Below are 24549 nucleotides of genomic sequence, written 5' to 3'. Positions count from 1 at the left end.
TACTCCTGTTAATTTATTAAATATATTTAATCTTTATGAGTTAGAATCAATAATGCACTTAGTACTTCTTCATTATTTGGAAACTTACGCTCTTCTACCTTATCGATTGAAATATTTAATATTTCGAAGTGACTGCCTTCATCGCTTTCTAAATAATCATTTATTTTATTTTCAAGCGCTTCAACCGTTTGTTCTTGAATCTTTTTAAATTTTACTTTACCCATTAACATAACACTCCTATTTTATTTATTTGATTAAATCATAGTATTGTTACATACAGTTTGCAACTAAATTCACGAATATTAACAACTTTAATCATATTTTAAAGCGTTTACAATTATATGCATTAAATATTTAATTCACTTTAATACTGAATTACTGTATACTTAAGATATTCTATTTATTTTTCAGAATAATTAAACAATTTATTTTTAATCGATTTGTGGAGGGATGCTTATGATTTCTTTTGAAAATGATTATCTTGAAGGCGCACATGAAAAAGTGTTGCAACGATTACTTGAAACGAACTTAATCCAGGCTGCTGGATACGGCGATGACCCATTTTCAAAACAAGCAGCGGACAAAATTAGAGAAACCATTAAATGTGAAGATGCTACGGTAAGATTCTTAGTTGGGGGAACACAAACGAATCAAGTAGTCATTAATTCAGTTTTAGAACCTTATGAAGGTGTGATTTCTGCTGATACTGGACATGTAGCTGTTCATGAAGGTTGCGCTATCGAGTTCAGCGGGCATAAAGTGTTGGCTATCCCTTCTCATGAAGGAAAAATTACGCCTAAAGAAGTAAATGAGTATTTAGATACATTCTACAATGATTTTAAACATGAACATATGGTCTTTCCTGGCATGGTTTATATTTCTCATCCTACAGAATACGGAACTTTGTATAGCAAAGATGAATTAAAAGATTTAGCTCTTGTATGTAAAGAGCACAAGATACCCCTATTTATGGACGGGGCAAGATTAGGTTATGGCTTAATGAGCGATCAAAGTGATTTAACTTTTGAAGACATTGCAAAGTATTGTGATATCTTCTATATTGGTGGGACAAAAATTGGGGCATTATGCGGAGAAGCAATCGTTTTTACTAAAAACAATGAACCTAAACATTTTACTACACGCATTAAACAACATGGTGCTTTACTGGCTAAAGGACGTCTCATCGGCGTGCAATTTTTAGAATTATTTACAAATAATTTATATTTAGACATTAGTCGCCATGCTATTAATATGGCTAATAAAATGAAAAAAGGATTCTTAGATAAAGGTTATCAAGTCTATTTTGATTCACCTACAAATCAACAATTCTTTGTACTTAGTGAAGAAAAAATAAAAGAGTTACAACAAAAAGTTAAATTCGCCGTTTGGGAAAAGTATGATGACAACCATCGTGTAGTGAGATTCGCGACAAGTTGGGCTACTACTGAAGCAAATGTCGATCAACTGTTAGAATTAATTTAATAATATTAGAAGCGGGACAGAAATCTATATTATTTTAAAGATTTTATTGCCCCGCTTTTCTAATGTTTGACTTATTTTTTAAATTACTTATCTATGACGCACGAAATAAATAAAACCTATTATTAACGCTAACCCTATTATGGATTCTAATTTTTCTTTAGTAGTCGTTTTTCTTATATTTATGGTTATTTTCACTTCCATGCTCCTAATCTATTAATTTATAGTTCCGTATCTTCTTTTAGATATTTCAATATACTAACTGATAATACTAGTATTAATGCTATATTCACTATCATTCCCGATATATCTAATAAACTTGATACTTTATTCATATTAAACCACTCCTTAATAACTATTAATTCAATTATATAATAATATTATTAAGTTTTGCATTATTTTTCTATATAATATACCATCGACGTTAATTAAAGATTAAGTGATATATAATTCAAAATAGTAATTAGTTCAAAAGGGAAGTAGCGCTGTGCTAGAAATTTTAATTGTGAAGAAGATTGATCAAGCTTCTCATTCTACTAGTATTTACAACTTCATTCTTTATTAATTCTTTGTTTTATAATAGCTTTAAAATTAATTGTTTTCGCTTTTCTTAGTCTTTTTTAGTGTGTTAATTAAAACTAATGTTATTACTAACGCTAAAACACTATGCAAGATATTATTTCCTAAAAATACGTTAAGCCAGATAAGTAAGATTAAAATTATGTAAATAGCTTTCATAACATATGAGTATTAGAATTCAGATATAAAAAACATTGGAGAGGTCATTTAATTACTCATTAATTATTGCCTCCATTTTTCCTATAGCAACTATTAAAACTTTATAAAATTATAGTTTTACTTTATTAACTATATCTTCTAATACTCTCCCTCCTATTAGATATTGTTCCTTCAATTATATCATTAATTTAGATACTGCAATAACTTTAATCAGAATTTTCAAACAATTTTAATGGCTCCTACTGCTAATTTAGCAATGACTTTTACCGTCAAGGTGTTAAATAGCACCACTTTCTCTCTGTCTATGCAGAAAGGATGCTATTTTCAATACCACGCATATAAATATTTAATAGGAAATTTACCTTCCTCAATAAAATCTAAGATTGCAAGAAACGATTTATTTCTATAAGTTAAAATATTTTTATTAATTTCTAATTTAGACAAACTATATTCTTTTACCTCTGAACTTAATTTATTAACAACTATCTCGCCTTTACCATTTTTGATGTCACCTTGTGGTACATATTCATATCTAATAATTTGTTCATCTTCATTTAATTTTCTTAATATAAGCACCTATATCACCTTACTTATTCAATATATCTTGAGTAATCATATTTTCTTCCCACAATTTTATGAGCGTATATATACTTATAATAATAATTATTCATTAAATAATGTTCAAGAGCATCATGCTCTAAGTGCATTAAATACTTCAATAGATTCAAATAAATAATTAGACAAATTAGGTTTAAAAGTAATTTCAATTTTTGTGTAGTCGTAGTTATGTACACCTGTTAAATTAAGATTATTAAATAGAATTTTATAACATCTCAAAAAATTATTAGGCAAAGAAAATAGGTTAAGTATTCATAAACTTAGACATACAGACGCTACTTTATTACTTGAAAGTAACGTACCTATGAAAGTAATTCAAGAACGTTTAGGCCACAAATCCGAAGCTATCACTAGTGAAGTATATAGTCATGTAACTAAGAAAATGAATGATGATGCTAAAGAAAACTTTGAGAAGTATATTAAGAATGTATTTTAAATTTAGTTGCCCAAAAGTTGCCCATTTTAATGAAATCAGTTTAATTTTAATAACTTAGTTGCCCAATTTTATGAAAAAAAGAAGCTAAGGCGATAAGCCTTAACTCCTTGTATCTCTAAGCTTTAACACACTTGTCTTAAAGATTAATATTGTTTCATATATTGATCGCGTTCCCATTCAGACACTTGGGTACGATAATAATCCCATTCAATTGATTTAGAGTTAATAAACTGATTGTAAATGTGATTACCTAACGCTTTTTTGACTGTAGGGTTTTCACGCATAGCTTTTAATGCAGTGTAAAGTGTAGATGGTAAATCTTGGATACCTACTGCTTCACGTTCTTCACGGTTCATTTCATAAATATTTTGGTTAACTGGTTCTGGTACTTTGTCTTTATTTTTAATTCCGTCTAAACCAGCTTGTAAGATAGTAGCTAAAGCCATGTAAGGGTTAGCTGCTGGGTCAACTGAACGAACTTCAATACGAGTTGATAATCCTCTTGATGAAGGCACACGTACTAATGGTGAACGGTTTTTACCACTCCATGCGATGTAACATGGTGCTTCGTAACCAGGTACTAAACGTTTGTATGAGTTAACAAGTGGGTTACATACTGCAGTAAATCCACGTGCGTTGTTTAAGATACCTGCTGTGAAGTGGAATGCATCTTCTGTTAATTGCATTTCACCATTTGGATCGAAGAATGCATTTTCTTTACCTTTAAATAATGATACGTTAAAGTGCATTCCGCTTCCGTTTACACCAAATAATGGTTTTGGCATAAATGTAGCATGTAAATTATGTTTACGTGCGATTGTTTTTACAACTAATTTAAATGTTTGGATATTATCACAAGCTGAAATTGCATCTGCATATTTGAAGTCAATTTCGTGTTGACCAGGTGCAACTTCATGGTGACTTGCTTCGATATCGAAGCCCATATCTTCAAGTTCTAATACGATATCACGACGACAATTTTCACCTAAATCTGTTGGTGCTAAGTCGAAGTAACCGCCATCATCATTTAATTCTAACGTTGGTTCGCCTTTTTCATCTAATTTGAATAAGAAGAATTCAGGTTCAGGCCCTAAGTTGAAGTCTGTATAGCCCATATCTTCCATTTCTTTTAATACGCGTTTTAAGTTGGCACGTGGGTCACCAGCAAATGGTTCGCCGTCAGTTGTGTAAACGTCACAGATTAAACGTGCTACTTTACCTTGACCAGCAGTCCATGGGAAGATTACCCAAGTATCTAAATCTGGGTGTAAGTACATATCTGATTCTTCAATACGTACGAATCCTTCGATTGAAGAGCCATCGAACATCATTTCGTTATCTAATACTTTTTCTAATTGGCTAACTGGCACTTCAACGTTTTTGATGATACCTAAGATATCAGTGAATTGTAATCTTAAATATCTTACGTTTTCTTCTTTTGCAAATTTACGAATGTCATCTTTACTAAATGTACGTTTAGGCATGTAGAGATCCTCCAAATATTTATTTAATAAACCGTGATAAATCGCCACGATTTATTGGCAAAGCTTCACCAGTTGGTTTTTGCGTTGCTTCTACAATCATTCTTTTTCTAACCTCTTGTTCATCTTCTGTTAAATGCCCTTGGTCACCTGTGATGATTTGTTTAATACCTTTTAAGTTAAATCCTTTTTCAATTAAAGATTTAATTTCTAAAAGTCTTTCCAAATCATTCATTGAAAATAATCGTTTATTTCCTTCAGTACGCTCGGGCTTTATAAGTTCATGTGTTTCGTAATAGCGGATTTGTCTTGCTGTCAGTTCTGTTAATTTACATACAACACTCATAGAGAATACGGCCATATTACGTCTGAGCTTATCGTTAGACACCTATAACCTCACCCCTATTTTTGAACTTGATTATAATTTAGCACAGTTTATTTAAGATTACAAAAATATGTTAGGTTTTCTGACATGTGATTCTGATACTATTTATTAGATTAAATTCTGTTCTTTTAAATTAACTACTGCACGAGTCACTGCAAGTTTTACATGTTCATATGTTAAACCGCCTTGGACGTAAGCTTCATAAGGTGGTCGTATTGGACCATCGGCTGATAATTCGATTGACGACCCTTGTACAAACGTGCCAGCAGCCATAATGACGTCATCTTCATACCCTGGCATATAACTTGGTTCAGGACTAAAATGTGCATTAATTGGAGAAGCGTGTTGAATGCTTTGGCAGAATGCAATCATTTGCTCTTTTGTCTCAAATTGCACGGTTTGAATTAAATCTGTACGTTTCGAATTATATTTAGGTACTGTTTTCATGTTCATCTTTTCAAGAAATAAACTTGTAAATAATGCACCTTTTAAACTTTGGCTAACTACATGTGGCGCAAGGAAAAATCCCTGATACATTTCTTGTAAAGCATAGAGTGACGCGCCTGCTTCTTTACCAATACCTGGAGCCGTTAATCGATAACCACAACGCTCTATTAAATCTTTCTTACCAGCAATATAGCCTCCGATTTTAGCGAGGCCTCCACCTGGATTTTTAATAAGAGAGCCTGCAATTAAGTCAGCTCCAATTTCAATAGGTTCACGTCGTTCTACAAATTCGCCATAACAATTATCTACGAAAATAATGATATCAGGGTATTGTTGTTTGATTTTAGTAATAGCCTGTTCCATTTCATCAAGGGTAATAGAAGGACGTTGATCATACCCTTTAGAACGTTGTATCGCAACGACTTTTGTTTGACTAGATATCGTTGTTAGGACTTTTTCAACATCGATTTGTCCATTCTTCAAAGCAACTTCATTATAAGTCACACCATGTTCTTTTAAGCTTTCAATGCCATTGCCATTCACACCTATTACTTCAAGTAAAGTATCATAAGGACTGCCAGTAATATAAAGCAATTCATCACCATATTTAAGCATACTTTGAAGTGCTAACGTAATTGCATGCGTACCTGAAATAATCTGAGGTCTCACTATAGCATCTTCAGCTTTAAACGTATGGGCATATATCTCTTCTAAATGGTCCCGTCCAAAGTCATCATAACCATAGCCTGTTGTCCCCGTTAAATCACTTTCAGTCGCCTTTACGTGATGAAAAGCGTCTAACACTTTTTCTTGATTAACATATGCTGTTTCTTCAATTTCTTTAAAATATGGAATTAACGTTTCTTCCACCTGAGCAATGACATTCTTAATTTCTGACATTCTATTTTACTTCCTTTTATTGTTTTTTAAATCCTTTAATCATGTAGCTTTCATTATCTTCATCAAAGTCCATACGCTCAATCAATGTATGTTGTTTTAAGAAATATAATCTATCCGCGTTAGTACTTGGCACCGCTTCTTCATAATATATTAATGCCTCTTTAATCTGATTAATCATTAAATCTTTCACTTTAGATTTATCATTATCGTCGCGACTTGATACAAAGACTGAAGGTACTTCTGACACTAGTTCATCATCGTTAGCGTCACACTGATCTTTTTTATTGAAAATGACTGCCTGAGGGATTTGATTCATATCTAAATCTTTAATTAGACGATTAACCGTATCATATTGTGAACGGTACTCAGGGTGACTAGCATCAACCACATGTAACAATAGGTCCGCACCTTTTGCTTCTTCTAATGTAGATTTAAATGCCGCGATTAATGTTGTAGGTAATTTCTGAATAAATCCAACTGTATCAGAAATAATTAAGTTAAACCCTTCATTAATTTGAATTTGACGTGTCTTCGGATCAAGCGTAGCAAAGAGTAAGTCCTTTTCAAATGTTGTTTCATCAGATAAAACGTTAAACCATGAAGATTTACCTGCATTGGTATAACCGATAAGCGCAATTTGAAAGACTTGATTCTTTTCACGTTGATTACGATAACGTTCACGATGTTCAACGACCGTTTGCAATTGATGTTTAATTTCATTCATACGTGTTCTTATATGACGACGGTCCATTTCTAATTTCGTTTCACCAGGACCACGTGTTCCTATACCACCGCCAAGACGTGATAAGCTCTTACCGTGTCCTTGTAGGCGTGGCAGTAAATAATCTAATTGTGCAAGTTCGACTTGTAATTTACCTTCTCTACTTTTGGCGCGTAAGGCAAATATTTCTAAGATTAATTGTGTTCTATCAATAATTTTTATGCCCAAGTTATCATTTAATGTTTTTGATTGCGCGGTAGTTAATTCATCATTGGTAACCGCCACGTCGATATCGTGAAACTCTATAAAAGCTTTTATTTCATCGATTTTACCTTTACCTACGTAATATTTATGATCGATTTGTTCTCTGTTTTGAGTCACTTGTCCTTTGACGTTTAGCTGACAAGTAAGAGATAAAGCTTCTAGTTCTTCCATTGTTGAATCAAAATTAAATTGATTATCATTTTGAGCATGTACACCGATTAAAACAGCAGTTTCTAATCTTTTCTTCGTATCATGTGTAGTTTGCTGAGCCACGTTATACATCTCCTCTTTTTTATGTTTCTCAAACATTTTATCATAGAGCATTTTCAAAGACTAACATAGTAATTTGTGTTAAGTTAAAATTAAATTGAAAGGGTGATAATATGGAAAATATTTATGATTTCGTAGTCCAAAAATCTAATGGTGAAGATTATAAATTAGAAGAATATAAAGGCGATGTTATGTTAATCGTCAACACTGCCAGTGAATGTGGCTTTACACCACAATTTGATGGTTTACAAAAATTATATGATAAATACAAAGATCAAGGATTTGTTGTGTTAGGTTTCCCTTGTAACCAGTTTGGTAATCAAGAACCTGGTTCTGGAGCTGAAGCAAACCAAAATTGTAAAATCAATTATGGTGTTACATTCCCTATTCATGAAAAAATAGATGTAAAAGGCGAAAACCAACATCCATTATTCCGTTATTTAACAGATGCTGCTAAAGGCATGTTAAATGAAAAAATTAAATGGAACTTCACTAAATTCTTAGTAGACCGTGAAGGTAACGTAGTAAGTCGTTTCTCACCTCAGAAAAAACCAGCTCAAATCGAAAAAGATATCGAAAAATTATTATAACTTTTCAATCACATAAAATTAAAAGCTTCATGCTAGAGATGAAAATCTATACAGATTCCTCTCTAGCATGAAGCTTCTTTATTACAAACATTTCCTTCATTTGTCTAAAAGTGCTAAAAAATTGGATGAGTGTATTGTAAGAGATATAAACTTGAAGACCGTTGTCTACGCTCTCAAGAACTTACAATAGTGCACTTTAATTACAACTTATTCTTCACTCGCTACTGTTTCTTCTGCATCCGCAGATTCAGTATCAACAGTAAACGTGCTGATCGCATGTTTGTAAATCAAATGTTGTTTGCCTTGAGATACTAAGCTAATAACGTATTTATCAAAGTCTTCAATAACACCTTTCATTTGAAAACCGTTTAAAAAGAATACTGTGATTTCTACTTTTTCAGCTTTAAAATTCTCAAGTGCTTGGTCTTGGATGTTGTGGTTTGCAATCATGTCTAGAACTCCTTTTATTTATTTGGGTTGTAATCTCATCTAACATCATTTGAAGTGTCATTCTCTCTCTATCAAACCATTGAACATTTAATTTATTCTTGAACCATGTCAATTGTCGCTTAGCATATTGCCTAGAATGTTGTTTTAAAGTTTCAACTGCTTGGTCTAAAGCTAACTCACCCTTTACAACGGGAACAAGCTCTTTATAACCTATCGCTTGCATACTCTGAGTCGATTCAAAACCTTGTTCAATCAGCAACTTCACTTCATCAAATAACCCGTGGCTCAACATAATATCTACACGTTTATTTATTCTTGAATATAATGTTTTGCGCGACATTTCAATCCCTATTAATAATGTATCATAATTTTCTGTAAATTGTTGAACTTTCTTTCGAGAACTTAAAAGTTTTTTTGTTTTTAAGAAATATTCAATAGCTCTAAGCACTCTTTTTCTATTATTTGGATGAATATCATGCGCTGATTCTTTATCAAACGTCGCTAAATAATTATGTAATGCCTCATTATCAAGAGCTTCAAGTTCCGACATTTTCTGTTGTGTAAGTTCTTCAGTTTCTTTTGAAACAGTTTCATCGTCAAAGGGATAATCATAAATTAATGATTGAATATATAATCCAGTGCCTCCAGCAATGATAGGAGTTTTCCCTCTTGATGTTATATCGTCTATTAATACTTCAGCTCTTTTTTTAAAATCATATGTTGAAAAGTTAGCATCAGGATTTAAAATATCTATCATATAATGAGGTATTCCATCCATTTCACGTTGTGTTACTTTAGCAGTACCAATATCCATTTGTTTATATACTTGCATGGAATCGCCACTTATAATTTCGGCATTTATCCGCTTCGCTAATTCGATACTTAATTCTGTTTTCCCTGAAGCGGTGGGCCCTACTATCACCACTAAAAATGGTTTTACTGCTTCATTCAACATTTATCCCTCACCTTGATTGTTTTTTAAAACTTGTTTCTGAATCCAATCGAACATATGATTCCAAATCATTTGTTCATCTTCTTCAAATAAAATTTCATGTCTTCTATGTGCATATAATTGAACAGTAATATGTTTAATACCAGCGTGTTTAAATTTTTTACCTAAGTTTTTAATCCCTTTACCATAATCTCCAAACGGATCATCTTTACCAGATATTAGGAGTATAGGTAATAATGGGTTCATTTTTTTAAGTTGTCTTAAGCTTGCCGTTTTAGTCATATATTTTACAGTCTGGTAGATTAACTGATTTGAAACTAAAAATCCTGAATATTCATCCTTAACATATTTATCTACTTCATCGCGTTTGGAAGAAAGCCAATCACTTGATGTTTCCGGTTGTTTAATTTTCTTGTTGAATGATTTATATACAAGTTGGTTAACCCATTTTAATCTACTACGTTTTCCAGCAAATAAAGTGATTAATTTTAGTCCAACCATTGCGGGTATACCTTTCCATCTATGATATTGCCCTGTGCCAGTTAGAATAAGACCTTGTGCGATATCCGGATACTTTTCAACAAATAATCGAGCAATGATTGACCCCATTGAGTGCCCTAATACAATATAAGGTACATCTTTATTAACGTCGTGTAATGTCTGTGCTATTTCATATGCATCTTGCGCAATCGTATTCATATCATCATAGTGGCCGCGCTCATTTTCATCAATGTCTCTCCCATGACCTCTATGATTATGTCTAATAACATCATACCCTTGTTGCGTTAAAGATTGAACGAGTGCTTCGTAACGATCCATATGCTCAGCCATTCCGTGAAATATGTGAACGACACCAAATGTAGCTATTTTGGCCTTATCAATTTTAACTTCTATCATCGTGCCGTCTTCAACGGTTATTTTATAAGAATTTTGACTCACGCATATGCCTCCTATCGAAAATTAGTGCTAATACTTCATTTAAAATTTATATTCACCTTAATATACCTGTACTTTTTAATGTTATCAAATTGTAAGTAATTATGTAACATCAATAAACTGTTTTCCGCTATTTATAAATAACAATGTTTTCTAACTTAAAGCATTATGTATACTAAAAAAACTACTAACAATATTAGCGTAATTGCTAACTTGCTAGTAGTTTTACTAGGCTTTTCTATAAACTTATATTGATACTATTATTTTTTCACTGCTAATTGGTCATTGCCGTGTGTAGCTTCTTGAATAGCTAAGTTAAGTTCTTTTGTGAATTCATTTTTTTGGCTTTGAGTATAGTTTAATAATTTTCCTAACTCATCAATAACTAAATCTTTATATTGTTTAACTTCATTAATATTGAAATATAATTTACCAGTTCTACGTATTAAGAAGTCAGTAGGTTTATAAACCATTTCGTGTTGAACACTGTAAACTAATTGTACATAAAGTTCTAATGGTAATTTCAAGTCTTGGTCTTTAGCAATTTGGGCAATATTAAATAATAAGTCTACGTTAGAACCGTATTTTGAAGCTAAGCGATAAGCTGCATCTTCATCAAGTCCAATTGCTTTACCTTCATCTACTTTACGTGCGACGAAATTATCAAAGTTATCGCTACCGCCAACGTCACCGCCAGAAATTGGTGTTTCTTTCGTTGCACATTCAGCGAATTTTAAACTATATTCTTGTTTTAAACGTTTTGCTAATAAATCGACAATTTCTAACGCCATATGACGATAACCTGTTAATTTACCACCTGCGATAGTTAGAAGTCCTGATTCACCTTCCCAGATTTCATCTTTACGAGAAATTTCTGAAGGATCTTTGCCATCTTCTAAAATAAGCGGACGTACGCCAGCCCATGTTGATTCAATATCTTCATCTTTAACGTTTACGTCTGGGAACATATAATTAATCGCATCGATTAAATAGTCTCTATCTTCTTGTGTAGTTAATGGTTTCGCTTTTTCATTATCATAAAATGTGTCTGTGGTACCGACATAGGCTTTACCTTCACGTGGGATAGCGAAAATCATACGGCCGTCTTTTTCAGTATCGAAATAAACAGCTTGTCTTAAAGGGAATTTAGATTGATCGATAACCACGTGTACGCCTTTAGTTAAACGTAACTGTTTGTTATTACGTGTATAGTCTTTTTTACGCACTTCATCTACCCAAGGTCCTGCAGCATTAATTACTTTTTTAGCTTTAATTTGATATGTTTCACCTGTTAAAAGGTCTTGAACTTCGATACCGTTCACCTTAGATTTTGAATCATAAATGAAGTTAGTAGATTTAGTGTGATTGATAACTTCAGCGCCTTTTTCTTCAGCACGTTTCATAACTTCGATAGTTAAGCGTGCGTCATCAGTACGGTATTCTACATAATAACCGCCACCTTTAAGGCCATCTTTTTTAACTAACGGTTCTTTATTTAATGTATCTTTTTTAGATAACATTTTTTTACGTTCATATCGTTTAACACCTGCTAAACGGTCATACATTGTTAGTCCTAAGTTAGTTGTAAACTTACCAAATGTACCGCCTTTATGCATTGGTAATAACATCCATTCTGGAGTCGTTACGTGTGGTCCATTTTCATAAACAATCGCACGTTCTTTACCAGTTTCAGCTACAACTTTAATTTGCGCTTGTTTTAAGTAACGTAAGCCACCGTGCACAAGTTTAGTAGAACGTGAGCTTGTTCCTTGCGCAAAGTCTTGCATTTCAACTAGTGCGACTTTCATACCACGTTGTGATGCATCTAATGCGATACCTGCACCTGTAATACCGCCACCAATAATAACTACATCATACTCTTCGTTACTTAAGTTCTTTTTAATTACTTCTCTATTTAAAGTAGATAAAGCCATAAATATACCCCTCCAATAATTTATTATGAAAAAAGAGAGACCTGTCCATACAGAATCATGCTGTATGTAAACAGGTCTCTCAAATCTCGACTAATATATTAACTTGACTATATAGTAACACACTTCTATAAACTAAGCCATTAATAGTGATTAATCTTCTAATTTAAAGACCTGCGTTGCTTCTACCGCTTTCTTCCAACCTTTATATAACTTAGTTCTGTCTTCTTCAGACATTTGTGGTTTAAATTCAGTTTCTAATCGCCATCTATCAGCGATTTCATCTTTGCTGCTCCAGAAACCTACAGCTAATCCAGCTAAGTAAGCAGCGCCTAATGCTGTAGTTTCTTGGATTTCAGGACGTTCTACAGGGATATTAACGATATCTGCTTGGAACTGCATGATAAAGTTATTCTTAACTGCGCCACCATCTACACGTAAATTATTTACATCAATATCAGAATCTTTAGCCATTGCTTCCATAACATCACGTGTTTGGTAACATAATGATTCTAATGTTGCACGAATGAAGTGTTCTTTCTCAGTACCACGACTTAAACCAAATACGGCACCTCTTGCTTCTGAATCCCAATAAGGTGTTCCTAATCCAACAAACGCTGGCACTACGTATACATTATCCGTAGAGTCTACACGCGTCGCATAGTTCTCTGATTGAGGTGCTGAATTAATAATTCTTAATCCGTCACGTAACCATTGAATTGCTGAACCAGATACAAAGATAGATCCTTCAAGTGCGTAATTTACCTTGCCATCTAGACCATAGGCAATCGTAGTCAATAAGCCACTGTCAGATTTAACTGGCTCTTCACCAGTATTCATTAACATAAATCCACCAGTACCATACGTATTCTTCACATCTCCACGTTCAAAACAAGCTTGTCCAAATAACGCAGCTTGTTGGTCACCTGCAATACCAGCAATTGGTATTTCTTGACCGAAGAAATGATAGTCTTTCGTATGAGCGTAAATTTCACTTGAAGCTTTAACTTCAGGTAATAGATTTTTTGGAACGTCTAATATTTCTAATAATTCATCGTCCCATTTTAAATCATAGATATTATACATTAGTGTACGGCTAGCATTGGAATAATCAGTAATGTGAGCTTGTTTACCAGATAATTTCCATACCAACCATGTATCAATCGTACCAAATAATAGGTCACCATTTTCCGCTTTCTCTCTAGCGCCGTCAACGTTATCTAATATCCACTTCACTTTAGTTCCAGCGAAATAAGGGTCTAATAGTAAACCTGTTTTATTTCTAAAAGTTTCTTCATAACCTTGTTCTTTCAATTCTTGACAAATAGATTGTGTCTGACGAGATTGCCATACAATTGCATGGTAAATAGGTCGTCCAGTATTTTTATCCCAAACAACGGTTGTTTCACGTTGGTTTGTAATCCCAATACCTTCAATTTGATCAGCATTAACTTCATTATCATTAAGCACTTCTGCCATTACTGCTAATACTGATGTCCAAATTTCATTAGCATCGTGTTCTACCCAACCTGATTTTGGAAAGTATTGTTTAAATTCTCTTTGGGCAACACTTTTAATTTCTCCGTCTTTATCAAATAAGATTGCTCTTGAGCTTGTCGTACCTTGGTCAATCGACATGATGTATTTTTCCATAAATATTTCTCCCTTTCAGAATGTAGTTCCAACGTCTATAGGAATAGTAGTATGGAAGTGTACTATTGTTATAGCACTTTTCCAAAAAAATTAATCATAAAACTACTATAAATCACTAAAATTTAATAAATAGTTTCAATATCCTTAGATTTATTTGATTTATTTAGTGCTAGTCCTAATAATAACGTAGCAATCACAACTACGATACCAACCGCACAAATTAAATCAAATTGTCCTTTATAAAATACTTTAAAAATCACTGCGCCTAGCATACCACCAGCGATAGGGCCTAATACTGGCACGATGGCATAGCCCCAATTTGAACTTCCTTTGCCAGCGATTGGTAAGATAGCATGAGCGATTCTTGGTCCTAAATCTCGAGCTGGGTTAATAGCATAGCCAGTAGGCCCACCTAGACTTAAACCGATAGCTATAATTAAACTACCAACGATGAGTGGATTTAATCCGTCGGCAATTTTATTAACGCCAATGAATAAAATTCCTAATGTTAAAATTGTCGTACCAATAATTTCACTTAAAAAGTTAGCAAAATAATTCTTAATTGCAGGTGCTGTAGAGAATACGCCTAATTTGGCACCCTGATCGTCAGTAGCTTTCCAATGTGCTAAATACATTAACCATACAAGCATACCGCCTACAATACCACCTAGCATTTGACAAATTATGTATCCTGGAACTTGAGCCCAACTAAATCCGCCATCCATCGCAAGTGCAATCGTCACTGCTGGGTTTAAATGTGCACCTGAGAATTTTCCAACTGCGTAAACACCCATAGTTACCGCTAATCCCCAACCAGCTGCAATGACTATCCAATCCGAATCATGGCCCGCACTACGTTTTAAATTTACATTAGCACATACGCCACCACCAAATAGTATTAAAATAGCAGTACCTAAGAATTCCGCTATATAAACATTCATGAATAAACCTCCTATAAGACAAAAAAATTCCTACAAAAGCGCTAATAAGGCATTGCAGAAATCTCGTCATCTCTTAATCAAATATTAACTTGATTAAATAATACATAAATTGTGTAAGCGTTGTCAATAGTTTTATGTCTAAAAACTGTCACAATTAACATGCGTAACAACGTATATTGCAATCTATTTTAATTTAGAATTTAAAAATCGAGACTTATACTTTAGTTCATTTTAAGAAATAGTATAAATCTCGATTTGATGTGATATCACGTTTTACCAAAGGGCTCGATTACTAGTAGTTACATAACTTGCACCACTGCTAATGGCTTCATCAATTTCTTTTTCCTCGTCAATTAATCCACCTGCTATGATTTTAGAAGATGTTTCTTGATCTACAGTTTTAACGATTTTATGGGCAATCCCCGGAAGCACTTCTACATAATCTGGCTCTACCTTTTTAATAAGATGAATACTTCTGTTTAATGCTTGACTATCTATAATAAAAACGCGGAAAATAGTTAATTTATTTAATGATTTAGCCTTTTGTATTACTTTAGTTTTTGTAGAAACAATACCTTTTGGATGATAAGTTTGAATAATGTATTCACATGCATACTCATCGTGTGCCATACCTTTAATAAGGTCGATATGAATAAAAGCTTCAATATTATGTTGCTTAAGTAGGTCCATAATACTTTTTAAATGTCCCACATGCATATCTAATAACACACAAATTTTATAATCTGTTTTGGTAAGTTTCTCTAAATCTTTCATGTTGCGAATTGCTGGTAATACATGGTTTTTCATCTATTAAATTCCTCTCTACATTACTCGTTTAAATAATTTTTCCAGTTCATAATTTGAAAAATTAATAATTATTGGTCTACCGTGAGGACATGTAAATGGATCTTCCGCTTCACGTAACTGATCAATCAAATCGGTCATTTCATTATTCTTTAGATAGTGATTGGCTTTAATTGATTTTTTACAACTCATCATGATTGCAGCGTCTTCTCTCATTTTCTTAACATCCACTTTTTTATGATTTAAGACGAGTTCAACCATATCTTGTATAATTTCTTGCGCTTCTGCTTTAGGGAACCATACTGGATAACTACTTACAATATAATCATGGCCACCAAAGTGTTCTAAATGCACGCCCACCTTGTCTAATTCTTCTTGATATTGGTCTATAATCATCTGTTCATCTTTTGAAAAGTGGAAGGTCAAAGGAATAAGTAAGTCCTGAACTTCATTAGTTACTTCACCAATTTTTTCTCTAAAATACTCATACTTAATACGCTCTTGCGCAGCATGTTGGTCAATCATAAACATACCATTTTCATTTTGCGCGATAATATACGTTCCATGCACTTGGCCAACTACTTCCATATATGGAACTCTGCGTGTAGGTGTAGAACTGACTTTCCCTTTTATATCGTCCTGCTGAATATTATTTGTAGCTTCATTTAAGTCATCTTTAGAAGTCTCTGTATCGTTCGTGTCTGTATTTGCGTCTTCAATTTCAGCTCTATCGATACTATTTAAAATTTCTTTTTGAATTTGGAAGTAATCGACGTCTTCATTACGTTTATTATTATGAAGGGATGATTCATCATTATTTTTATCGATTGCTAAATCATTATTGTCAGATTGATAGTCGTTATATGTGTCTTCATTTAGCTTTTCCGTAAAGCTATCCTCAGTTGGTTGATAACCTGGTTGAGTATCATTTGTCGCTTGATTACGCATTTTCTGTTTTTTCTCAAAGTCTAATTTTTGTTGTTCAAAAGTATGTAATACTTTATTCTTCTTAGGTGTTTTATCTAAATCATTTTGCGGAATTAAGATTCTATCTTTAAAAGCTTCACGTATTTTTTTAACAATTAAATCATACAAATGTTCTTCTTTAGATAATCTTACTTCAAGCTTAGTAGGATGCACGTTAACGTCTACAAGTATTGGGTCCATTTCAATATTAATGTAACAAATAGGATACCTACCGATAGTTAAGAGTGTATGATAGCCTTCAATAATAGCTTTATTTAAAACGAAATTTTTAATATAACGTCCATTAATAAAAATAGAAATATAATGTTTATTACTACGTGAATGTTCTGGTTTAGCGACATATCCATCTAAGTGATAATCACTTGTATCTCCTTCGATGTGTACTAGATCTTTAGCTACCTTAATACCATAAATCTCAGCCATCACTTCATTTGTTTTACCCGAACCATTTGTTTTAAGTAACGTTTTATTATCAGAAACTAATGAAATTCGTATGTCAGGATGACTCATTGCCATACGATTCACAATGTCTGTAATTTTACCTAATTCGGTATACAAACTCTTAATATATTTCAAACGCGCAGGAGTATTATAAAATAATGATTTTACTGTAATATCTGTTCCTTTTTTAGCTTTTGCTGGCTTTTCGCTAATTATTTCACCATTTTCAGCATATATTTCATGTCCATTTTCACTATCTGTGCACGTTTTTAAAGTTACTTTTGCGACTGATGAAATACTAGCTAAAGCTTCACCTCGAAATCCTAATGTTCTAATATGGAAAAGATCATCGTCGGCGTCTAATTTACTTGTGGCATGTCTATGAAAAACAAGTTTCAAATCATCTTGTTCAATTCCAGTTCCATTATCTACCACTCGGATTGAAGCTATACCGGATTGTTCAACCTCAATATTAATTTCAGTTGATTGGGCATCAATTGCATTTTCAAGAAGTTCTTTGACAACTGAACTTGGACGCTCTACGACTTCACCGGCAGCAATTTTATTTGCTAGGGAGGTTTGTAACTCTTTTATTTTCCCCATGAATCAACACCTCTATCTCAATTGATTTTGTAATTCACTTAATTTTAATAACGCTTCAATAGGGGTCATATTAGATATGTTTAAGTTTTTAATTTGTTCTTCTAGAGCACTCATTTTTTCTTCAGATTCAAATAAATCAAAGCTTGTTTGTTCGAATGCATTTTGTGTTTTATCACTGGTCTCTTCATTCGCTTGAATATCTATACTTGGTAACTCTTCCACGTTAGAGTTCACATCACTATGTTGTATTGCTTGAGTAGTACTATTTAAACTAGGTTTATTTATATTATTGAAATCCTCATTGTGAGTAGTTGTTTGTTCAAATGCATTTAGTATCACTTGAGCTCTGTTTATCACTTCTTCAGGTAAATCAGCTAATTTAGCCACTTGTATACCATAGCTATCGTCAACTGCGCCGTCTTTAACTTTGTGTAAGAAGATTAATTCTCCTTGATATTCGTCTGCCGCTACGTGAACGTTCTTCAAGCTTGAAAGTTCTTGGTCTAATGTTGTTAATTCATGATAGTGTGTTGAGAATAATGTTTTAGCATGTGAGGTTTGTGCAACATATTCAATCATAGCTTGTGCTAATGCTAAGCCATCATATGTTGATGTCCCTCTACCGATTTCATCAAAGATAATTAAGCTGTCCTCGGTCGCGTAGGTTAACGCTTTTTGCGCTTCTAACATCTCTACCATAAATGTACTTTTACCTGAAACTAAATCATCAGCTGCTCCTATTCTTGTGAAAATTTGATCAAAAATAGGTAATATTGCTGAATCACAAGGAACGTAAGCGCCCATTTGAGCCATAATACTAATAATAGCTATTTGGCGCATATACGTTGATTTACCAGACATATTCGGCCCAGTAATTAAATAAATAAAGTTATCCTTATCTAACGTACAATCATTTGGAACATAATCATTATAATCCATTACCCGTTCCACTACTGGATGACGAGAATTCTCAAGTTCTAACTTTTTATCATCACTAAATTGTGGCTTAACGTAATTATATTTTTGTGCAATTTCTGCAAAGCTCTGTAAACAATCTAATTCAGATATAATTTTTGCTTGTTTCTGTAGACGTTCCGTATATGTTTTAATATGTTCCCTTAGTCTAACAAACAATTGGTATTCAAGCTCAATCGCTTTATCTTCTGCACCTAAAATAATATCTTCTTTTTCTTTAAGTTCATCTGTAATAAATCTTTCAGCATTTGATAACGTTTGTTTACGATGATAACCGAAATTAGTAGGTTCAAACCCCTGAAGATTTGCGCGAGTAATTTCAATAAAATATCCAAATACTTTATTAAAACTTATTTTTAGAGACTTAATACCTGTACGTTCTCGTTCTTTAGCTTGTAATTGCGCTAACCAGTCTTTTCCATTTTTAGATGCTTCTAAGTATTCATCTAATTGTTTACTAAATCCTTGTTTGAATATGCCGCCATCTTTTACCGAAATTGGAGGTTCTTCTACTAAACTGTCTTCTAACACTTGTAATAAATCTTCTAGTGGTTCTAACGCATCAAATTGCTGAGTAGTTTTTTCGCCCATCTCATTCAGTAACGATTTAATATTAGGAATTTCAGAAATGGAATGTTTTAGTTGAATTAGATCCCTTGCATTCACGTTACCATAACTTACACGTCCGACTAATCTTTCAATATCATACACTTGATTTAAATAGCCTCGTAACGTATCTCGTTCAATAAAGTAGTTAATAAATAACTCTACCATATCTAAGCGTTTTTCAATTTTATCCTTATGAATTAATGGTCTATCAATCCATTGTTTTAATCGGCGCGCGCCCATTGGTGTCTTCGTTTCATCCATTAACCACAATAATGTGCCTTTTTTAGATTTAAGCCTAATGCTTTCGGTTAATTCTAAGTTTCTTTTGGCATAATAATCCATTTTCATAAAATCAATAGCCGCATAAGTGATTACATCTTCGATATGTGATAAATCTCTTTTTTGTGTGTGATAAATATAATCTAATAATAATTGAGTAGACAGATATGTTTCTCCATTATCTAATCCATTAACTTCATAATTTGCATCAGAAATCTCGTCTCTTATTGTAATAGTTTCCGTAGTTAAATTAATTTGTTTTTTTAGCTCTTCATCTATTTCTTCATTAACAACAATTTCATTAGGATTTATAGTAATAATTTCATTAATCAGTGTGCTTTCATCTTCAAAATGAGTTGTTTTTAGTTCGCCCGTTGATATATCACAATAGCTTAAAGCGTAACTATTTTCATTTTTAATGAAACTAAGTATGTAGTTGTTTTGGTTTTCATCCATTCCACCTTGTTCCATAACCGTACCAGGTGTAACCACTCGCACAACTTCTCTTTTAACCATACCTTTAGTCTGCTTTGGATCTTCCATTTGTTCACATATAGCTACTTTATAGCCGTTATTAATAAGTGTTTCAATATAGCTATTCGCCGAATGGTATGGAACCCCACACATTGGGATTGGATTTTCTTTTTTGGCATCTCTTTTAGTTAACGTAATCTCTAAAACTCTTGAAGCTTCTTTGGCATCTTCATTAAACATTTCATAAAAATCGCCTAATCTAAAAAATAAGAGACAATCTTTATATTGCGCTTTAATTTTTAAATATTGTTGCATCATCGGTGTCGGAGTAGACATATTTTCACAACCTTACTAAAGTATTACTTTTTATTTATGTACTTTTAACTCATATATTTTAACATAACAAACGCGTTATCGCTCGTTAGTCATATTACTAAGAATTTAAAATGAAAGTACGTTATAACTTTCTTTTCTCATTAAATAAAACAAAAGGGATTACCATTTTAAGTTGTAGATAAAAGAATCTCTATTCTTATTATTACTATCCCAAAATGATAATCCCTTAGAATCTTGTATTTAATTAGTCTATATATCTATTATTTCATAAATCTATCTAGTAACCCACGTCTCTTTAACATGATTAATAAGATGTAACTTATTACAGCTCCTACAAAACTTGAAATTATAAATGCGAGCATTAACGGTTTAACAACAAAGTTTTGCATGCCTAATACCCATGATAAAGGGATGCACATTAAACTACCTATAATGCCTGTACCTATAACTTCGCCAACTGCAGCCATAAAAATATGTTTACGGTACATGTAAAAACCGCTCGCTAATAGAACACCAATCATACTACCAGGAAAAGCGAAAAAACTTCCTGTTCCAAAAGTTATTCTAATTATTGATGAAATTAAAGCTTGCGCTAATCCATACCAAGGTCCTACAAAAACAGCACATAATACATTTACAAAGTGTTGAACTGGCGCTGCTTTAATTGGCCCTAAAGGTATAACAATAAAGCTACTAAAGATAACATTAAAAGCTATTAGTAAAGCAGTAAGTGTTAGTTTTCTAGTATTCATGGTGTTATTCCTTTCTTAATGATCCTCATCATGTTCTTGTTTATTATAATCATTTAATCTATTTTCCATAGTACTTATCATCATTTGTAATAAATCATTCGCTTCATATTGAGCAGAACGAAATTCCTCTACAATAGGTAAATTATTAATTTCATTCTCAAGTGTATGAATTTCGCCTTCAGATTGTTCATATGCATGTTTCTTACCATAATTTTGAAGATTCACAGATTGCTTTTGTTGTTTCTTTAAAAGCTTCATTTTCTCTTCAATAGTTTGGTTATCATGAATCTGTTTTTCAATATTTTGATAGGATTTAATACTTTCGAGCCCTTTAATTTTATGGGAAAGTTGGTCAGCCTGTTTTAATATTTCGTCTTTAGTATACATTCTAATTTGTCACCAATGCATCATCATGAAATCGAACAAAAGTTCCGTTCAATGAATATTGTTTGGCTTCATCAATTTTCACATCTACTAATTTGCCTATTGCTTCACGTGGGCCATTAAAATTAACTAATTTATTTTTTTCAGTATAGCCTGCTAAAACTGAAGCGTCTTTTTTACTTCCACCTTCACATAAAACTGTCACTGTTTTACCATTATACTGTTGCATTGCTTCTTCAGAATATTGCCCAACTTTTTTGTTTAAGCGTTGTAAACGTTCTTTCTTAACATCCTCTGGCACATTGTCTTTCATTTTCGCTGCTGGTGTGCCGTCTCTTTGAGAATATAAATAAGTATAGGCATGTTCGAATTGTACTTCATCATATAATGAAAGTGTTTCTTCAAACTGTTCCTCAGTTTCATTTGGATAACCGACTATAATATCAGTAGTCAATGCTACATTTGGAATTGCTTGTTTAATTCTAGCTACTAAGTCTAAGTAACTTTCTCTAGTATATTTACGTCCCATAATTTTTAATACTGCATTATTACCTGATTGAACTGGTAAATGTATATGAGGTACTATATTGCCACCTTTTGCGATAACTTCAATCATACGATCAGTAAAGTCCCAAGGATGACTTGTTGTAAATCGAACACGTGGAATATCAATATGAGAAATATCTTCAAGTAAATCTCCTAATCCATATTCCAAGTCTTTAATATCTTTACCATAGGAATTGACATTTTGGCCTAATAAAGTAATTTCCTTATAGCCATCGCGTGCCAAACCTCTAACTTCTTCAATGATATCTTCGGGTCTACGACTACGTTCTTTACCTCTAGTAAACGGTACAATACAATAAGTACAAAACTTATCGCAACCGTACATGATATTTACCCAAGCCTTAGTACTACCTTCACGGACTTTAGGTAAGTTTTCAATTACGTCACCTTCTTTAGACCAAACTTCGACTACCATTGCTTTTGATAGATATGCTTCTTCAAGTATTTCAGGTAACTTATGAATATTATGTGTACCAAAAATCATATCGACATTTTGATATGATTTAAGAATTTTATTAACAACAGATTCTTCTTGAGACATACAACCACATACACCAATTAAGGCTTCTGGTCTATTTTTCTTAAGATGTTTTAAGTTACCAATTTCACTAAATACTTTATTTTCTGCATTTTCACGGATAGCACAAGTGTTAATAAGAATAACATCCGCTTCGTTGATATCATCAGTCGCAGTATATTCTAATGCCTGTAGAATTCCTGCCATTACTTCAGTATCATGCGCATTCATTTGGCAACCATATGTTTTAATTAAGAATGTACGTCCTTTGCCCATTCCTTTAAATTTATCATCTATATGAAAATCTCTATTATAATTGATAGCTTGTTTACCACGTTTACGTGCCTCTTTAAGACTAGGCGGTTGATAAACACTTTCAAAATATTTACTATAATCTTTCTCTACGTTCTTATCACGTTCATTTAAAATATTTATCGTACCAGCTTTTCTTTGCTCTTCATTCACTTTTAAAAATCCTTTCTATATGCCCTAATACCATTATTACATTATATTAAAATTAGTCTTAAAGTGCAAAAAGAGTTTAAAGCAAATTGATTAAATACAAATAATAAAAAAAGCCTCAAACATTTTATAATTAATGTTCTTGGCTAATCAATGTAGTTGTGTTGTGTCTTATTAAATTAAGCTTCGTCGTATTTACCTGTTAAAGTTTCAATTGTAATACCTTCTGGCACATGATAAAACTTAACTTGGCTAATTATACTTGGGCATTCTAATTCAACCATGCGTTCGTTCAATTTTTGAATTAAAATTAAGCATTCACTCATTTCGCCTTGTACCGTTGTTTCAAGTGGTCCTACTCTAAAATGCAAACCAGATTCATCAATAATCTTAATAGCTTCATCGACATATGGTATAACATTCTCATTATTTGGCGTTCTTGGAACGATTTGAATACTCATTAATGTATCTTGCATTGATAATCACCTCATTAAATATTCTTTATTACTATTCTACCATTCTTATGCATAAAAATCTGAGTTAAGTTGTTTTATCAATGGCTTCTTTTATAGCGTTCGCTACCTTATCCATCGTGTAATCCCAATTCGATTGATCACGTCTACTTTTATAATTAAATTGATTGTTTTTAAATAATGAGCGTCTTAATGTGGAGGTTAATTCAAGTTGTACTCCCGCGTTTTTAGCCGTTTTATTGACGATATTTTGATGGTTGAGACCCGCCATTTGTCTCGATGCTTCTTGTACATTTACACCTATTTCTTTTAATTCATGTATGATAGCACTTTTTAAGTGTAAATCTTTGCCCCCAATATAAACGACACTTTCTTCACCTAAACATCCGTGTATCGCTATAGCTTTATCACTTGCACTTATCATATTTAGAGCAATTTCATTATCATATTTAGTAGAAGTCACATGCAACTCATTATTTCCTTTAGTTCGTACTCCATTGAATGAAAAATAATTATAGTTACCTTTCTCAGCTATAATATACGCCAATTCTGTAGTTGCTGGTTCTATGCCTCCACCGTGTATAGCTAATACTGTTATTTCACTTTCTCTATCTTGTGCAATAATCTCCCAATCTTTATTTTTAGTAGTTTTACTTTCTAATTCTTGCATAGATTTATATTTATCCATCTCCGC

Annotated in this window: 22 protein-coding genes and 1 pseudogene; 3 read left to right on the top strand and 20 right to left on the bottom strand. The window is 32.7% G+C overall.

The window, feature by feature from the left end; genetic code table 11:
* Positions 1–26: 26 nt before the first annotated feature.
* Entirely contained in the window at positions 27–224 is a 198-nt protein-coding gene (locus HS848_RS04080) for a hypothetical protein (protein ID WP_198611348.1), read from the bottom strand.
* 232 nt (positions 225–456) lie between these two features.
* On the opposite strand from HS848_RS04080, the gene HS848_RS04075 reads away from it, so the two are divergent.
* Positions 457–1482, top strand: a complete 1026-nt coding sequence (locus HS848_RS04075; RefSeq protein WP_198611347.1) for a threonine aldolase family protein — start codon at positions 457–459, stop codon at positions 1480–1482.
* A gap of 1059 nt (positions 1483–2541) precedes the next feature.
* On the opposite strand, the gene HS848_RS04070 is transcribed toward HS848_RS04075, so the two are convergent.
* Complete coding sequence (locus HS848_RS04070) at positions 2542–2793, bottom strand: hypothetical protein (protein WP_198611346.1); 252 nt, start codon at positions 2791–2793, stop codon at positions 2542–2544.
* Positions 2794–3052: 259 nt separating this feature from the next.
* On the opposite strand from HS848_RS04070, the pseudogene HS848_RS04065 reads away from it, so the two are divergent.
* A pseudogene (locus tag HS848_RS04065) lies at positions 3053–3271 on the top strand (tyrosine-type recombinase/integrase); the annotation flags it as partial.
* A gap of 143 nt (positions 3272–3414) precedes the next feature.
* On the opposite strand, the gene glnA reads toward HS848_RS04065, so the two are convergent.
* The 4 genes from glnA to hflX form a co-directional block, all read right to left on the bottom strand.
* On the bottom strand, positions 3415–4755 hold the full coding sequence (glnA, locus tag HS848_RS04060) for a type I glutamate--ammonia ligase (protein ID WP_107508430.1): 1341 nt from the start codon (positions 4753–4755) through the stop codon (positions 3415–3417).
* Between the two features lie 19 nt (positions 4756–4774).
* The gene (locus HS848_RS04055) at positions 4775–5113 is read right to left on the bottom strand and encodes a MerR family transcriptional regulator (protein ID WP_198611688.1); all 339 of its coding nucleotides are present in this window, start codon (positions 5111–5113) and stop codon (positions 4775–4777) included.
* Between the two features lie 132 nt (positions 5114–5245).
* Positions 5246–6484, bottom strand: a complete 1239-nt coding sequence (locus HS848_RS04050) for a methionine gamma-lyase family protein (RefSeq protein ID WP_198611345.1) — start codon at positions 6482–6484, stop codon at positions 5246–5248.
* 16 nt (positions 6485–6500) lie between these two features.
* Entirely contained in the window at positions 6501–7742 is a 1242-nt protein-coding gene (hflX, locus tag HS848_RS04045; protein ID WP_198611344.1) for a GTPase HflX, read from the bottom strand.
* 110 nt (positions 7743–7852) lie between these two features.
* Here hflX and HS848_RS04040 point away from each other — a divergent pair, with 110 nt between their 5' ends.
* Entirely contained in the window at positions 7853–8329 is a 477-nt protein-coding gene (locus HS848_RS04040; protein WP_107508426.1) for a glutathione peroxidase, read from the top strand.
* A gap of 207 nt (positions 8330–8536) precedes the next feature.
* On the opposite strand, the gene hfq is transcribed toward HS848_RS04040, so the two are convergent.
* From hfq to HS848_RS03970, 14 genes are all read right to left on the bottom strand, one after another.
* Positions 8537–8779 (bottom strand): RNA chaperone Hfq, encoded by a 243-nt coding sequence (gene hfq / locus HS848_RS04035; RefSeq protein WP_107508425.1) that lies wholly within the window; start codon positions 8777–8779, stop codon positions 8537–8539.
* The gene (gene miaA / locus HS848_RS04030; RefSeq protein WP_408642058.1) at positions 8742–9734 is read right to left on the bottom strand and encodes a tRNA (adenosine(37)-N6)-dimethylallyltransferase MiaA; all 993 of its coding nucleotides are present in this window, start codon (positions 9732–9734) and stop codon (positions 8742–8744) included. The genes hfq and miaA overlap by 38 nt, the downstream gene beginning before the upstream one ends.
* Positions 9735–10670: an alpha/beta fold hydrolase gene (locus HS848_RS04025; RefSeq protein WP_107508424.1), complete on the bottom strand. Its 936-nt coding sequence runs from the start codon at positions 10668–10670 to the stop codon at positions 9735–9737. It abuts the gene before it with no gap.
* A gap of 257 nt (positions 10671–10927) precedes the next feature.
* Positions 10928–12601 (bottom strand): glycerol-3-phosphate dehydrogenase/oxidase, encoded by a 1674-nt coding sequence (locus tag HS848_RS04020; RefSeq protein WP_198611343.1) that lies wholly within the window; start codon positions 12599–12601, stop codon positions 10928–10930.
* A 150-nt stretch (positions 12602–12751) separates the two neighbouring features.
* Positions 12752–14251 (bottom strand): glycerol kinase GlpK, encoded by a 1500-nt coding sequence (gene glpK / locus HS848_RS04015; RefSeq protein WP_107508422.1) that lies wholly within the window; start codon positions 14249–14251, stop codon positions 12752–12754.
* 122 nt (positions 14252–14373) lie between these two features.
* Positions 14374–15192 carry an MIP/aquaporin family protein gene (locus HS848_RS04010; protein WP_198611342.1) on the bottom strand — a complete coding sequence of 273 codons (819 nt, stop codon included), beginning with the start codon at positions 15190–15192 and terminating at the stop codon, positions 14374–14376.
* Between the two features lie 273 nt (positions 15193–15465).
* Positions 15466–15999 (bottom strand): glycerol-3-phosphate responsive antiterminator, encoded by a 534-nt coding sequence (locus tag HS848_RS04005; protein ID WP_198611341.1) that lies wholly within the window; start codon positions 15997–15999, stop codon positions 15466–15468.
* Positions 16000–16014: 15 nt separating this feature from the next.
* Entirely contained in the window at positions 16015–18027 is a 2013-nt protein-coding gene (mutL, locus tag HS848_RS04000; RefSeq protein ID WP_198611340.1) for a DNA mismatch repair endonuclease MutL, read from the bottom strand.
* Positions 18028–18039: 12 nt separating this feature from the next.
* Positions 18040–20700, bottom strand: coding sequence for a DNA mismatch repair protein MutS (gene mutS, locus HS848_RS03995; protein WP_198611339.1), 2661 nt, complete (start codon positions 20698–20700; stop codon positions 18040–18042).
* Between the two features lie 260 nt (positions 20701–20960).
* Entirely contained in the window at positions 20961–21452 is a 492-nt protein-coding gene (gene thiW / locus HS848_RS03990) for an energy coupling factor transporter S component ThiW (RefSeq protein WP_198611338.1), read from the bottom strand.
* Between the two features lie 15 nt (positions 21453–21467).
* The gene (locus HS848_RS03985) at positions 21468–21839 is read right to left on the bottom strand and encodes a RicAFT regulatory complex protein RicA family protein (RefSeq protein WP_198611337.1); all 372 of its coding nucleotides are present in this window, start codon (positions 21837–21839) and stop codon (positions 21468–21470) included.
* 1 nt (position 21840) lies between these two features.
* Positions 21841–23385 (bottom strand): tRNA (N6-isopentenyl adenosine(37)-C2)-methylthiotransferase MiaB, encoded by a 1545-nt coding sequence (gene miaB, locus HS848_RS03980; protein WP_198611336.1) that lies wholly within the window; start codon positions 23383–23385, stop codon positions 21841–21843.
* A gap of 176 nt (positions 23386–23561) precedes the next feature.
* Positions 23562–23858 (bottom strand): thiamine-binding protein, encoded by a 297-nt coding sequence (locus HS848_RS03975; protein ID WP_107508414.1) that lies wholly within the window; start codon positions 23856–23858, stop codon positions 23562–23564.
* A gap of 64 nt (positions 23859–23922) precedes the next feature.
* Entirely contained in the window at positions 23923–24543 is a 621-nt protein-coding gene (locus tag HS848_RS03970) for a poly-gamma-glutamate hydrolase family protein (protein ID WP_198611335.1), read from the bottom strand.
* Positions 24544–24549 lie beyond the last annotated feature (6 nt).

This window comes from Staphylococcus caledonicus (assembly GCF_016238465.1).
In the GTDB taxonomy this organism is placed as follows: Bacteria; Bacillota; Bacilli; order Staphylococcales; family Staphylococcaceae; genus Staphylococcus; species Staphylococcus caledonicus.
Note: the sequence above shows the minus strand (reverse complement) of the source record. Positions and strands in the feature narration are given on the sequence as shown.

What these genes read in the sequence shown, in the direction of transcription:
- HS848_RS04010 (WP_198611342.1), bottom strand. Translation starts at nt 15,192, where the DNA reads ATGAATGTTTATATAGCGGAATTCTTAGGTACTGCTATTTTAATACTA.
- HS848_RS03970 (WP_198611335.1), bottom strand. Translation starts at nt 24,543, where the DNA reads ATGGATAAATATAAATCTATGCAAGAATTAGAAAGTAAAACTACTAAA.
- glnA (WP_107508430.1), bottom strand. Translation starts at nt 4,755, where the DNA reads ATGCCTAAACGTACATTTAGTAAAGATGACATTCGTAAATTTGCAAAA.
- HS848_RS04080 (WP_198611348.1), bottom strand. Translation starts at nt 224, where the DNA reads ATGGGTAAAGTAAAATTTAAAAAGATTCAAGAACAAACGGTTGAAGCG.
- mutS (WP_198611339.1), bottom strand. Translation starts at nt 20,700, where the DNA reads ATGTCTACTCCGACACCGATGATGCAACAATATTTAAAAATTAAAGCG.
- mutL (WP_198611340.1), bottom strand. Translation starts at nt 18,027, where the DNA reads ATGGGGAAAATAAAAGAGTTACAAACCTCCCTAGCAAATAAAATTGCT.
- HS848_RS04055 (WP_198611688.1), bottom strand. Translation starts at nt 5,113, where the DNA reads ATGGCCGTATTCTCTATGAGTGTTGTATGTAAATTAACAGAACTGACA.
- HS848_RS03985 (WP_198611337.1), bottom strand. Translation starts at nt 21,839, where the DNA reads ATGTATACTAAAGACGAAATATTAAAACAGGCTGACCAACTTTCCCAT.
- HS848_RS04075 (WP_198611347.1), top strand. Translation starts at nt 457, where the DNA reads ATGATTTCTTTTGAAAATGATTATCTTGAAGGCGCACATGAAAAAGTG.
- miaA (WP_408642058.1), bottom strand. Translation starts at nt 9,734, where the DNA reads ATGTTGAATGAAGCAGTAAAACCATTTTTAGTGGTGATAGTAGGGCCC.
- glpK (WP_107508422.1), bottom strand. Translation starts at nt 14,251, where the DNA reads ATGGAAAAATACATCATGTCGATTGACCAAGGTACGACAAGCTCAAGA.
- HS848_RS04040 (WP_107508426.1), top strand. Translation starts at nt 7,853, where the DNA reads ATGGAAAATATTTATGATTTCGTAGTCCAAAAATCTAATGGTGAAGAT.
- HS848_RS03975 (WP_107508414.1), bottom strand. Translation starts at nt 23,858, where the DNA reads ATGCAAGATACATTAATGAGTATTCAAATCGTTCCAAGAACGCCAAAT.
- thiW (WP_198611338.1), bottom strand. Translation starts at nt 21,452, where the DNA reads ATGAATACTAGAAAACTAACACTTACTGCTTTACTAATAGCTTTTAAT.
- HS848_RS04005 (WP_198611341.1), bottom strand. Translation starts at nt 15,999, where the DNA reads ATGAAAAACCATGTATTACCAGCAATTCGCAACATGAAAGATTTAGAG.
- HS848_RS04050 (WP_198611345.1), bottom strand. Translation starts at nt 6,484, where the DNA reads ATGTCAGAAATTAAGAATGTCATTGCTCAGGTGGAAGAAACGTTAATT.
- HS848_RS04020 (WP_198611343.1), bottom strand. Translation starts at nt 12,601, where the DNA reads ATGGCTTTATCTACTTTAAATAGAGAAGTAATTAAAAAGAACTTAAGT.
- hfq (WP_107508425.1), bottom strand. Translation starts at nt 8,779, where the DNA reads ATGATTGCAAACCACAACATCCAAGACCAAGCACTTGAGAATTTTAAA.